Source organism: Acinetobacter pragensis (genome assembly GCF_001605895.1).
Classification (GTDB): Bacteria; Pseudomonadota; Gammaproteobacteria; order Pseudomonadales; family Moraxellaceae; genus Acinetobacter; species Acinetobacter pragensis.
On the sequence record NZ_LUAW01000038.1, the window covers coordinates 1 to 11,036 of the forward strand.

At 40.1% G+C, this 11,036-nt stretch carries 15 protein-coding genes; 10 read left to right on the plus strand and 5 right to left on the minus strand.

The genetic code is table 11. The annotated features are described in order from the left end of the window. Positions 1 to 295: citrate/2-methylcitrate synthase (locus AZH43_RS14680; protein ID WP_319822709.1), on the plus strand; the 295-nt coding region annotated here is incomplete at its 5' end. A 65-nt stretch (positions 296 to 360) separates the two neighbouring features. Here the strand turns inward: AZH43_RS14680 and AZH43_RS14685 are convergent. Continuing rightward, positions 361 to 981: an aminotransferase gene (locus AZH43_RS14685; RefSeq protein WP_067671037.1), complete on the minus strand. Its 621-nt coding sequence runs from the start codon at positions 979 to 981 to the stop codon at positions 361 to 363. Between the two features lie 96 nt (positions 982 to 1,077). Further along, positions 1,078 to 1,563, minus strand: coding sequence for a CinA family protein (locus tag AZH43_RS14690; protein WP_067671176.1), 486 nt, complete (start codon positions 1,561 to 1,563; stop codon positions 1,078 to 1,080). Positions 1,564 to 1,811: 248 nt separating this feature from the next. On the opposite strand from AZH43_RS14690, the gene AZH43_RS14695 reads away from it, so the two are divergent. The 7 genes from AZH43_RS14695 to AZH43_RS14720 all read left to right on the plus strand — a co-directional run bounded on the left by AZH43_RS14695 (position 1,812) and on the right by AZH43_RS14720 (position 6,395). Beyond that, positions 1,812 to 2,045, plus strand: a complete 234-nt coding sequence (locus AZH43_RS14695; RefSeq protein ID WP_067671039.1) for a hypothetical protein — start codon at positions 1,812 to 1,814, stop codon at positions 2,043 to 2,045. A 310-nt stretch (positions 2,046 to 2,355) separates the two neighbouring features. After that, positions 2,356 to 2,469, plus strand: coding sequence for a hypothetical protein (locus AZH43_RS18385; RefSeq protein ID WP_106386947.1), 114 nt, complete (start codon positions 2,356 to 2,358; stop codon positions 2,467 to 2,469). A 312-nt stretch (positions 2,470 to 2,781) separates the two neighbouring features. Continuing rightward, positions 2,782 to 3,009: a hypothetical protein gene (locus AZH43_RS14700; protein ID WP_067671042.1), complete on the plus strand. Its 228-nt coding sequence runs from the start codon at positions 2,782 to 2,784 to the stop codon at positions 3,007 to 3,009. A gap of 275 nt (positions 3,010 to 3,284) precedes the next feature. Beyond that, positions 3,285 to 3,722, plus strand: coding sequence for a putative hemolysin (locus AZH43_RS14705; RefSeq protein ID WP_067671044.1), 438 nt, complete (start codon positions 3,285 to 3,287; stop codon positions 3,720 to 3,722). Positions 3,723 to 3,975: 253 nt separating this feature from the next. Beyond that, complete coding sequence (locus AZH43_RS14710; protein ID WP_227509823.1) at positions 3,976 to 5,748, plus strand: amidohydrolase; 1,773 nt, start codon at positions 3,976 to 3,978, stop codon at positions 5,746 to 5,748. Between the two features lie 92 nt (positions 5,749 to 5,840). Beyond that, the gene (locus tag AZH43_RS14715) at positions 5,841 to 6,026 is read left to right on the plus strand and encodes a hypothetical protein (protein WP_067671046.1); all 186 of its coding nucleotides are present in this window, start codon (positions 5,841 to 5,843) and stop codon (positions 6,024 to 6,026) included. 144 nt (positions 6,027 to 6,170) lie between these two features. Beyond that, the gene (locus AZH43_RS14720) at positions 6,171 to 6,395 is read left to right on the plus strand and encodes a hypothetical protein (protein ID WP_067671048.1); all 225 of its coding nucleotides are present in this window, start codon (positions 6,171 to 6,173) and stop codon (positions 6,393 to 6,395) included. Positions 6,396 to 6,446: 51 nt separating this feature from the next. Here AZH43_RS14720 and AZH43_RS14725 read toward each other — a convergent pair whose 3' ends face one another. Then, complete coding sequence (locus tag AZH43_RS14725; protein ID WP_067671051.1) at positions 6,447 to 7,886, minus strand: cryptochrome/photolyase family protein; 1,440 nt, start codon at positions 7,884 to 7,886, stop codon at positions 6,447 to 6,449. Between the two features lie 150 nt (positions 7,887 to 8,036). Between AZH43_RS14725 and AZH43_RS14730 the strand changes: the two genes are divergently transcribed. Beyond that, positions 8,037 to 8,405 (plus strand): NirD/YgiW/YdeI family stress tolerance protein, encoded by a 369-nt coding sequence (locus AZH43_RS14730; protein ID WP_067671054.1) that lies wholly within the window; start codon positions 8,037 to 8,039, stop codon positions 8,403 to 8,405. A gap of 109 nt (positions 8,406 to 8,514) precedes the next feature. On the opposite strand, the gene AZH43_RS14735 is transcribed toward AZH43_RS14730, so the two are convergent. Together AZH43_RS14735 and AZH43_RS14740 are read right to left on the minus strand one after the other, a co-directional pair. Continuing rightward, the gene (locus AZH43_RS14735) at positions 8,515 to 8,952 is read right to left on the minus strand and encodes a DUF2147 domain-containing protein (RefSeq protein WP_406564629.1); all 438 of its coding nucleotides are present in this window, start codon (positions 8,950 to 8,952) and stop codon (positions 8,515 to 8,517) included. 282 nt (positions 8,953 to 9,234) lie between these two features. Then, entirely contained in the window at positions 9,235 to 9,888 is a 654-nt protein-coding gene (locus AZH43_RS14740; RefSeq protein ID WP_067671057.1) for a TetR/AcrR family transcriptional regulator, read from the minus strand. A gap of 130 nt (positions 9,889 to 10,018) precedes the next feature. On the opposite strand from AZH43_RS14740, the gene AZH43_RS14745 reads away from it, so the two are divergent. Beyond that, positions 10,019 to 11,035, plus strand: a complete 1,017-nt coding sequence (locus AZH43_RS14745) for an HlyD family efflux transporter periplasmic adaptor subunit (RefSeq protein ID WP_067671059.1) — start codon at positions 10,019 to 10,021, stop codon at positions 11,033 to 11,035. The last annotated feature ends 1 nt before the right edge of the window (position 11,036 follow it).

Consider the following 11,036-nt stretch of genomic DNA (forward strand, 5'->3'; position numbering starts at 1 on the left):
TGTGCTCTTCCGATCTGATACGGTACTTTATCCGGTATCTGTACGCTGTGAAGAAGTGATGTGGCGCGAGAAGAAATTATTCTGCAATGCAGACTTCTTCCATGCCTCGGCATATCACTTCATGGATATTGCGACSAARCTGTTCACGCCAATCTTCGTAATGAGCCGTGTTACGGGCTGGGCCGCGCATGTGATGGAGCAGCGCGCAGACAACCGGATCATCCGCCCGAGCGCGGACTATACCGGCCCGGAACTGCGTAAAGTGGTGCCGATTGCAGAGCGTTCAGCTGCCTAAACCATAGCTGTTGAATAATCAAAAATAAAAGCCTCTTCGGAGGCTTTTTCTGATAAATAGCTTGTTTATTTACTTAACAATACTGGGTCTTCAATATTGTAGCCAGTTTCAAAAGGAATGCCTAAATATTGCACTGCAACTAAAATATAAGGCTGTTTTGGCACTTTATATATTTTTGAAATTTTAAGCCCTTCTTTGTAGCTTACTGCTGTCTGCACATTGCTTTTAAATTTCAGGCTCTTGACTTGATATTGGTAAGTCCATTTATCAATCGATTCATGCGGGTCATACCATGCATTGGCTGTGCCATTAATTGTTGTGATTAATTGGATATCCGCATTGCTGTTGTGTATTGGGGTAAGTTTAATCAATCGGGTTTTAATTTTTGCAATCTCTTTATTAAATTGAGTGCTGTCTTGATCGTAATCTATGCGTTTGGTTTTTGGGTTGATATAGAGGGATTTTACCGAAATTAACTGCTTGGGCTGTTTTGCGTTTAATTGATAATAATAAAGCTGAGGCAAACGTCCGCGGCCATCTTCAAAGTGGCGCATGAGGTAAATTTTTTGATCTTTCTGGTCTAAGCCCAGCACTTCAATATGCTGTGGACCGCCTACTGTTGCATAGACGGGCAGGGAGATGCAAAAGAACGCCAGAGCGCCGGACATAATTCTGAATTTATCCATGGCAACTCCAAAATTTTGCTGATTTAAGCTCAATATAGCGGAGATTACCCCGCTGGCTTGTTAAGAATTATTGTAAAAACGCAAAATAATTGAAAATTATTTTTGTATGGCATGCATTAAATGTAAGATTTCTTTCGCGGTAAATTCTGTCAGCTGATCTAAACGCGCAATTGGGCTGCCATCTAGAAAGTATTTAAAATTATAAGAGTGATCTTTAAATAAAATTGAAATGTAAAAAGTTCCTTCCGGTTTTTCTGCCGTTGCACTGCCGCCAGGCTTTAGCAGGCCAGTACAGGCAACCACAAAATCGGCTTTAGTAAACAGCTTTTTACCATGCTCAGCCATGGCTTGAGTAACTTCCGCTGACTCAGCTGTATGTGTATCAATCAGTGAAGGAGAAATGTGCAAAATAGAAATTTTTATGCTCGGGTCATAGCTGACGAGCCCGCCTAATAAAATATCTGCACCGCTATTTTTATAAATAGAGAATTGGCTGGAGAGATAACCGGAACTGGCGCTTTCTATAAAAGCTATGGTCAGCAGATTTTTTTCAAGCGCATCACAGCATTGTTTTAAAATCATTGTTTTCATGAATGGATTTCAGCTTGAGATATGTATTGTGAACATATTCTAGAATATTTTAAAGGGAAGTCATAAATTATTAAAAAATTTAAAAAAACTGCTATACGAAAATGAAGAATGAAAGCTAATATTGTAAAGCTATAATCAGTTGATTGTTTGGTGCTCGAAAATAGAAAATAAAGGTTTTCTCATTTGTGAAACAATGGTAAAACTAAAAATAAAGTGCATTATGGATATAGGCGGTCACAATGAAAACAACTGTAAAATATGTCGTATTGAAAAGCTTGGATTATCAGCTTGGAACTCCTTTGTTTCAAGAAGAATTGAATGCTGACAGTCAATATTTTGACCGGATTCCCGCAGAAATATCCTATCAAAATCATAAATTTAAAGTTAAGAGCAAAGAGCTGAAAAGATTGTATCTGGCGGAAGAGCATGAAGATAGTCAAACAATCATCGTAAAAGTTGTTGCAGCGCAATAATTAACTGGTTTTAAGAGAACTGTTTTTAAAAAGCCCCAAAGGGGCTTTTTTTATAATTTAAAACAATGATTTGAGTTTTTTGAGTGATACTTGATTGGTTTTAAACGAGCATGTTGAGATTGAGTCAATGTAATAACGCAAGTAATATAAAATTAATGAATGTTTTAAATTGATAAAGGTTGTCTAAAAAATATGCAAACAGTGTGTTTTTTGTTAAAAAAATGTATAATTTTTCTATCTGGTGTGAAGTTGGGTAATAAAAACGAAAAAAAACATTTATAATATGCTAGTAATTAAATGGTATGTGGTTATGGATATTTTAAAATTTATTAAAAGTTTTAATACTGTCGGTACATACTTGGTAGTTGCAATTACACTCTTGGTTTTTTTGATTATTTATTTTTATTTTATCAATCCAGCTTAAGTGTTGCATTGTATTCATACTGAATAAAGCCTTAGCGATAGTAGCCAAAAAAGGAGCAATATTTTTAATATCGCTCCTTTTTTTTAATTACTGGTTTATTTATATAATAGTTTTTTTGATATTTTATTAAGTATTTTTAATAAGTTTATTTATTCTATTTAAAGAAAAATTAAAAAAATCTTTAAATAGGAGTGATAATAATTCTTGTAAATGAGAAAGAAAAATACAAACACACACAATCAGTACTCCCAGAGTTTAAGAAAACTGTCTATAATTGTAGAAATTTTTAACACCTTATAAAAAGGCATATCTATGAAAAATTTAAAAGCAGGTCTCATTATTTTAGCAGCCGCTGCTGCACTAAGTTTAACAGCTTGCGGAAAAAAGCAAGAAGAACAATTGCCTGCCGAGCAATCAGCTTCTGCTGCAGCTGTAGATGAGGCTACAGCAGTAACCTCTATTGAGGTAAGTCCAGATATGATTGATGCGGCGCCATTAGAACAAGAAGGCTCTGCTGCGAGCGAAACTGCCGCCAAATAATAAGCTTTATGCACCGTATAAAAAGGCCCTCAATAGGGCTTTTTTAATATGATTTTTATGAAAAATAATAAAAATATGCGTACTTAATTCTGTGGGTTTCCCGGAAATATTTAAATGTAAATATTATATAAGAATAATGATATGGGTCATGCGCAAGCGAATGTTCAATTTGTATTTAATGGATCTTTAACTTAATATTGAAATTTGCGTTTTTTAGATAATTGCTAAACATACTGTTTACAGATATTCACATTTTTAATGTTGAGGAATAAAGAATGAAAAAAATTATTTTACTTGCAATAGCAGCTTCAGCATTGTCAGCATGTACTTCAATGAGCACGCCGAATGATCATCAAGCAAAAGTAGGAATGGCGAATCCTGCAAGTCAATATTGTGCAGAGCAGGGCGGAAAAATTGAAATAAAAGATGAAAAGAATGGTCAAGTCGGCTATTGCCGTTTAGCTAACGGTAACATCGTTGAAGAGTGGGAATTCTTTCGCTCTAACCAATCGCCCCTTTGTTTACCGGAACAAGCGCAAAAGTTAATTGGCCAATCCGGATTGTCAGATTCACAAATCAAGCAGCTGACGCAGGCTGAAATTGTCCGCCGAGTTGCTCCTGGCCAGCCGGTCACAATGAATTATCGGGATAACCGCATTACTGTCACAGAGCAGCCTGTCACTCTAAAAATTATTCAGGCATCTTGCGGCTAGATTGCTGTGCGGTTGAGTCTGCATTCAGATGCTTAATGTAGATTCAATCGGCAGGCTCTGGCTTTGTCCTTTATAATTTTTAATCCCATGTTTGATCAATACTAAAAATAATTGTGCATTATTTAAGCATCTAGTGTTTAATTTAAATTGAATTTATTCTAATTATTGCCCTATATCGATGGTGCGCAGGAACTCGTGTTTTATATCATCTTAATAAAATTACATTAATTATATTCAGCTAGGAGGATTTGCCATGCAAAACCCGATGCACGTGTCATTTTCCAAAGCCATAAAAATTGCTGCAAGTATGCCGGTTTTATTTCTTGTATCCTGCGCATCTACGTCTGTAATTTCGGAAAATAATTCCTCTGACTTAAACAAGAATCCGGCTGATCTTTTGGTCTATGGCGGATCTATTTTAACTATGGCGGGGGATCAGCCYGCTTTTGTGGAAGCATTATTGATTCACGATGGCGTTATTCAATTTGCAGGCAATTTAAACGAAGCGAAAAAAATAGCGCCGCATGCAAAAAAACTGAATATACACAATAAAACCGTTATCCCAGGAATCATTGATGCGCACAGCCATGTTAATTCTGTCGGCATGCAGCAAACGGTTGCTAATTTATATGCTCCGCCCGATGGGCAGGTCACTGATATTCCGTCATTGCTTGCCGAATTGAAGAAATGGGCCAAGGCTAATCCTGAGTTTGTTCAGGCAACTTCGGGGTGGATTATCGGCAATGGCTATGATGATGCGCAATTGAAGGAAAATAGACATCCCACAGCAGATGATTTAGATCAGGTTTCTACAGATCAGCCAGTGCTGATTTTGCATCAGTCTGGGCATCTGGCTTCTGTAAATCATAAAGCATTGGAAATTTTAAAGATCACCGCCAGCACGAAGAATCCTGATGGCGGCGTTATCCGCAGAGTGCAGGGCAGCAATACACCGAATGGTGTTTTAGAAGAAAGTGTTGTGATTCAGGCTATGCTGATGGCTTTTAAAACCGTGCCTGCAGAGGTTATGGAGAAAATGGCGCTGAAAGCAATTCAGACCTATATGGCAAATGGATACACTACAGTTCAGGAAGGCCGGGCAGATCATGGCACATCTGAACTGTGGCAGAGTTTGGCCGCACGCAGCAAATTGCCAATTGATGTCGTATCTTATCCTGATGTCAGTTCAGAACAGGCATATATGCTTCAGAATGGCAGCTCGAAGACCTATGCCAATCATTTTCGGATTGGCGGCGTTAAAATCAGTTTGGATGGATCACCGCAAGGCAAGACAGCATGGCTGACACAGCCTTATCTTATACCGCCTGAGGGTTTGCCGAAAACTTACCGCGGTTATCCTGCATTTCCAAAGCAAGAGACTGTGCAGAATTTAATTAATTTGGCTTTTCAAAATAACTGGCAGATTTTAGCCCATGCGAATGGTGATGCTGCGATTGATCAATATCTGACAGTTATTGAAAAGGCCAGCAAAACCTATCCCGAAAAAGACCGCCGCAATGTGATTATTCACGCGCAGACCATGCGTGAGGATCAGCTGGATAAAGCTCAAAAATTGCAGTTAATTCCTTCATTTTTCTCCTTGCATACATATTATTGGGGGGATTGGCACGTTCAGCAGACTTTAGGGGAACCTCGAGCATCGCGGATTTCACCAACCGGTTCTGCCTTGAAGCGCGGCATGATTTTTACAGAACATCATGATGCTCCGGTGATACCTCCTAAAAGCATGATGACGTTGGACGCAACGGTGAATCGAGTCACGCGCAGCGGAAAATTGCTGGGTGCAGATCAGCGGGTGAGCCCATATATCGCGCTAAAAAGCATGACAGACTGGGCGGCTTATCAATATTTTGAAGAAGATAAAAAGGGAACTTTAAGCGCAGGTAAACTGGGTGATTTCGTTATATTAAGTGATAACCCAATGACAATTGAGCATAGCAAATTGAAAGATATCCAAATATTGGCAACATATAAAGAAGGAAAATTGGTGTATGAAAGACCGTAGCCTAGGATGAAAATTAAACCTGAGAATTAAATAGATTATTTATATATCAGGTATATACTGAAATTAAGATCAATGTGAAAAGGTTAATCAAGATGCCGATCAAATTTTTTGGAACATTTTTAGCTTATATTGTGATTGTCATGGCTATTGGCGCACTGTTTATCAATTTTACGTTTGAAAAACCTCTGGTTGAATATTGGATTCTTTTACTGCTTCCATTATTTGGCGTACCTATTTTGTCTACAGTTGCATTGGCTAAAATCGATCAGCAAGCATAAGTTCAATAATGACTGATTTTAAAGCTTTTAAAATTATTTAAGCAAACCGAAAGGCCTTCTAATAGAAGGTCTTTTTTATTGAGCAATAAAAGTGTAACCAATGCCTGTTATAAAAATAATTTCCACAAATTTAAAAGGCTGCATATGAACATCAGCATTAAAGAGATCAACAAGAAGATTGATGAATTTAAGAAAGACCGTGCAGAACCGCAGGCTTTGGTGATGGGCTATAAAACATATTCTAAATTTATGCGTGAAGATAAGTTTGCAGACCAGATAACCAAAGACAATAAAGACCCGATGATCAGATATTACAAAGGTATTCAGGTCAAAATTGTGACCGAAAAACACTATTTCGAGTTGAAATAGTGTGTGTCTGACTGAGGGGGTATGCAGCGAATCCGCTATGCATCGTATTGTCTAAGGGGAAGTGGTGATTTTAAAAGCCTCTATGGCACGTGTTCTTGAATGTTTTAAATCGGCAATCGGCCTTGGGTAGTTCAATGATCGATCATCTGGAAATTTAGAAAAAGGGTCATGTATGCGTGCGGCGTCTAAATCAGCTAACTCAGGCACCCATTGGCGGATATAAGCGCCATCCGGATCGAATTTTTGTGATTGACTGACGGGATTGAAAATACGGAAATAAGGCACTGCATCAGTTCCGGTAGATGCGCACCATTGCCAGCCTCCATTATTGGCAGCCAAATCGCCATCAATTAAATGCTGCATAAACCATTTTTCACCCAATCTCCAATCTATCAATAGGTTTTTGCATAAGAACATTGCGGTAATCATTCTTACTCGGTTATGCATCCAGCCCGTGTGCAGAAGCTGACGCATGCCTGCATCGACAATTGGAATACCTGTTTGCCCTTGCTGCCAAGCATTAAGGTCATGTTCAGCGTCCCGCCATTGCACAGTCAATGTGCTGCTTTCGAAAGGCAAGCGCTTTGAAACAGCTGGATAATGAAAAAGAATGTGCTGATAAAATTCCCGCCAGAGCAATTCATCCAGCCACGTTTGCTGTCCTGCATTGTCGATTTGAAAATAGCCTTGCTGCTTTCTGAACATGGCTTGAAGGCATTGCCGGATAGAAAGTATGCCGGTATTTAAGTAAGGGGACAGCTGGCTGGTGGTATCTAAGTTTGGAAAATCGCGCTGTTCCTTGTATTGATATAAGTGATTTTCAATAAATTGATCCAGCTGTTCTAAAGCATAATGTTCGGATACAGGCCAAAGCTTCTGCAATGGCTGAATTGAAGCATCGGCAATGCATTGGGAAATATCCATATTGCCGTGTTGTAAATCCGAAAGTTTCTCTGCCAGCAGCGGCTGTTGAGCTTTTATCTCGGGGTAGCATTGCGGAAGGGCAATGCTTAACAGTTCATAGCATTGCTTTTTGAATGCACTGAAGACCTGATAAGGCTGATTGGACTTATTCAGTATTGATCCAATCGGGAAAATTGTCCGGTCATGGTACAGTTCAAGCGGAATATTCATTCGTTCTAAGCATTTCTGACTTTGCGCATCTCGCTGCAGTTCATTAAGGCCAATTTCAATATTGGCATGCACAGTATGTATTTTGAGCTGGCAGCATAGCGTTTGCAGTGCCTCAGCAATATCTTTCCATAACGGAATTTGCACAATTTTTAGAGGAATATTCAATTGATTCAGCTGTGATTTCAGTGCATTCAGCTGACGCAGATAAAATGTACTTTTGGCGGCTGATTCATCATGCAATTTGGATTGGGCTGGAGAAATGAAGGCAATTGCGATGCATGGGCCTGCCTGCGCGGCGTGCCAAAGAGCACTGTGATCTGAAATTCGCAAGTCTTGCCGATACCAAATTAACTGCATAAATGATCTGCCTGAAATATTTTAGGGAAAAGCATACAAAGTTTAAAAAAAATTATGAATGATTTGAGTAAAATGACTTGAATATTCGCGCTTCGTCTGCAATATATTATATGAGTAAAAGTTCACTGCAACGAACAGCATAGGAATATTATGATGAAATTGAAAACAGCATGTATTATGGGCAGCTTAATGGCAGTAGTTTCAGCTTCAGCATTGGCTTATGACGCAGAAGATCAGCACATTATTACTGCAGGCGGTAAAAATCTGGTCACAGTGGCTCAGGCGGCCAAAGCGGCGGATGAAACTGCGGTGTCTGTTACTGGTGTGATTGTACGTGAAATTAAACCGGAACATTATGAGCTGAAAGATAAAAGCGGCACAATTACTGTAGAAATTGACCGTGATTTAGTGGTTCCAGCAAAATTAAAGCCGGGTACAAAGGTGCGTGTGTATGGTGAAGTGGATACTCACCGTATCAAGCCAACGGATATAGAGGCTGTTAAAGTGGATCTGTTGTAGTGTTATTCAGTATTCCTGCTTTAATTTAGCATTAAATTTAGAAATGCCATCCTGATCATCAGGATGGCATTTTATTTTGATTCATATTTTGAAAATAAACCCATAAAAATCAGTGAGTGCGAATCCATGTCTGGCTTCGGCCTAATGCTGATACGCATATATAGCCGCGGCCGCTGAGCGTTTTTCCATCTGGAGATAATTTAGCGCTAAAGCTGTACGTCTTGCCATTTTTAGGGTCGGTAATTTTACCGCCGTCATAGGCATTTTTTTCAATGCTTTTTAACCCGGATACAATTTGCAATCCTTCAAGCGGCTTGTTGTGAAACTTCCCTTCGCATTTTGTGCACTGTTCACCTTCGGAGCCTTCTAATACATCTATAATTTTGGCAGAAAGTACGCCTTTGGATGTTTCAGAAAATTGCACAATTGAAAGCGGCTTTTTGGTTTGATCATCAATTGTTTTCCATCTGCTGCCATGAAGCGGATCGGCCGCTATAGCCAGCGTTGAAGCGAGTGAAAGTCCAATTACACTTAATGTTGTTTTTATCATCATTTAACCTCAAATCATCTGAGTTGATTCGTTCAATACCGTGCATTCGTCTGCACAATGCAGAAACGCTCAATGCAGAAACGCTCAATGCAAGAATACATATCTTTACCCTATATCCTGTGCAGTAAAAGGGATTTTCATATGGCTTTTGCATGCGCTTTTGTGAAGATATTTTAAAGAGTGTCCTCTGTTTTGCATGATTGAGCCAGTTTTGACGTAAATTTGCAGCAATGTTTGCAATTTACAGCATCACCTATTCACAGCATTCATCAGGGTAAATTAGTCATTTACGGCAGATTCAGTTGGCTGGGCGGCAATAGCTTGCAAGCCTGCCAGCGAGAACACCTTAAAATGCTGCGCCAGCTGTTTTGACGGCAACTGATTTAAAGCCTGCATTGGGCCAGGCATAGGCATGCCAGTCATCAGCAAGATTAAGCAGGGGGCAATAACACTGAAAATGCAGGGAAGAATTTTAGGGTCATTTGCATTTAAACCGGTAATGCTGGCAATAATGCGGCGGACAATTTGAAATTTTCTTGCACCTTCGTTTTCAAAAAAATTAAAAAGGTGCGGAGAGGGCGTAAATATTTCGCGAATAAATACTTTGCCATGCCATACATCTTTTTCGTGCAATTTTGCAATTAAGGTTTCAAATAAAATGCCTAATTTATCTTCTGCTGCAACATCACTGTCTGCAATTTCACGCAACCGGTCCTCATTCAAATAGTGCGCATGCGCTTCAGTCAATACGGCGCGGTATAGTCCATCACGGCCTTCAAAGTGATAATTGATGGCCGCTAAGTCTGCTTCTGCCATTTTAGCAATGGCCTTATTGGTGGTTTGCGCCCAGCCGTTTTGTGCAATCAATTGTCCCGCAGCATCTAAAATACGTGCTTTAGTGGCATCGCCATCACTGCGTCTTGCTCTTGGCATTCCAATACCTAAACTAAAATATGCGATAGAAGTATATCTTTTATTTGTGAACCTATGTTAATTTAAATTTAAATTGAATTTAAACTAAGCCTTTCAGCATGATAAAAGGCGATAAAAAGGTCTATTCATAATGAAAAAAATGGTCATTGCTGGAATTGCCGTCGCGGTCATTTTAGGGGCTGCAGCAGTCTATTGGCTGTTTCATAAAGACACAGATTCTGGCGATACGCTGGTGCTGTATGGCAATGTAGACATACGGCAAGTGTCATTGGCCTTTGAAGAAGCAGGACGGATTAAAGCGCTGCATGTTCAAGAGGGCGACAGGGTTCAAAAAGGCCAGCTTCTAGCGGTACTGGATACACAGGCCTTGGAAATACAGGCAAAACAAGCCGAGGCGCAATTGCTGGTTCAGCAGCAAGCTGTCAATGAACAGGATGCAGGAACACGTCCAGAAGAAATTGCCCAAGCCAAAGCGCAAGTCAGTTCCGCGCAGGCGCAACTGGATAAAGCGTCTAAAGACCTGCAGCGCTATCAGGCTTTATTCAGCAGCACGGGCGGCCGGGCCATCAGTAAGCAGGAACTGGATGCTGCCTACAGCAATGTGAATACCGCGCAGGCCGGCGTAAAGGAACGTCAGGCCAATTTGGTGCTGCTGGAAAAAGGCGCCCGCAAAGAAGACCGTACAGCGGCGAAGGCGCAGGTAGAAGCAACCAAAGCGAATTTAGAACTGATGAACTATAAAATTGCTCAAAGCCAGCTGATTTCTCCGACCAATGCTGTAGTCCGTGCGCGTTTGCAAGAACCTGGAGATATGGCTGCAGCTCAAAAAGCCGTGTATACCTTAGCGCTAACCGATCCGAAATGGGTGCGCGTTTATGTGAATGAAACAGATTTATCGCAGATTAAAAGCGGGGCAAGCGCTCAGGTGATTCGGGATTCATCTCCTGATCAGCCTATTCAGGGGAAAATCGGCTTTATTTCTTCTGTCGCTGAATTTACGCCGAAGTCTGTGCAGACTGAGGATATTCGAACCACACTGGTGTATGAAGTCCGTGTGTTGGTGGAAGATGAAAATGATCAGCTGAAGATGGGCCAGCCTGTTACTGTCAAAATTGCGAAATCAGCTGCGCATTCAGGATCAAATTGAG

Bases quoted from the DNA above. Each gene is read 5' to 3' on its own strand.
- AZH43_RS14745 (WP_067671059.1), top strand. From the start codon at position 10,019: ATGAAAAAAATGGTCATTGCTGGAATTGCCGTCGCGGTCATTTTAGGG.
- AZH43_RS14730 (WP_067671054.1), top strand. From the start codon at position 8,037: ATGATGAAATTGAAAACAGCATGTATTATGGGCAGCTTAATGGCAGTA.
- AZH43_RS14690 (WP_067671176.1), bottom strand. From the start codon at position 1,563: ATGATTTTAAAACAATGCTGTGATGCGCTTGAAAAAAATCTGCTGACC.
- AZH43_RS14715 (WP_067671046.1), top strand. From the start codon at position 5,841: ATGCCGATCAAATTTTTTGGAACATTTTTAGCTTATATTGTGATTGTC.
- AZH43_RS18385 (WP_106386947.1), top strand. From the start codon at position 2,356: ATGGATATTTTAAAATTTATTAAAAGTTTTAATACTGTCGGTACATAC.
- AZH43_RS14700 (WP_067671042.1), top strand. From the start codon at position 2,782: ATGAAAAATTTAAAAGCAGGTCTCATTATTTTAGCAGCCGCTGCTGCA.
- AZH43_RS14725 (WP_067671051.1), bottom strand. From the start codon at position 7,886: ATGCAGTTAATTTGGTATCGGCAAGACTTGCGAATTTCAGATCACAGT.
- AZH43_RS14740 (WP_067671057.1), bottom strand. From the start codon at position 9,888: ATGCCAAGAGCAAGACGCAGTGATGGCGATGCCACTAAAGCACGTATT.
- AZH43_RS14695 (WP_067671039.1), top strand. From the start codon at position 1,812: ATGAAAACAACTGTAAAATATGTCGTATTGAAAAGCTTGGATTATCAG.
- AZH43_RS14720 (WP_067671048.1), top strand. From the start codon at position 6,171: ATGAACATCAGCATTAAAGAGATCAACAAGAAGATTGATGAATTTAAG.
- AZH43_RS14685 (WP_067671037.1), bottom strand. From the start codon at position 981: ATGGATAAATTCAGAATTATGTCCGGCGCTCTGGCGTTCTTTTGCATC.
- AZH43_RS14705 (WP_067671044.1), top strand. From the start codon at position 3,285: ATGAAAAAAATTATTTTACTTGCAATAGCAGCTTCAGCATTGTCAGCA.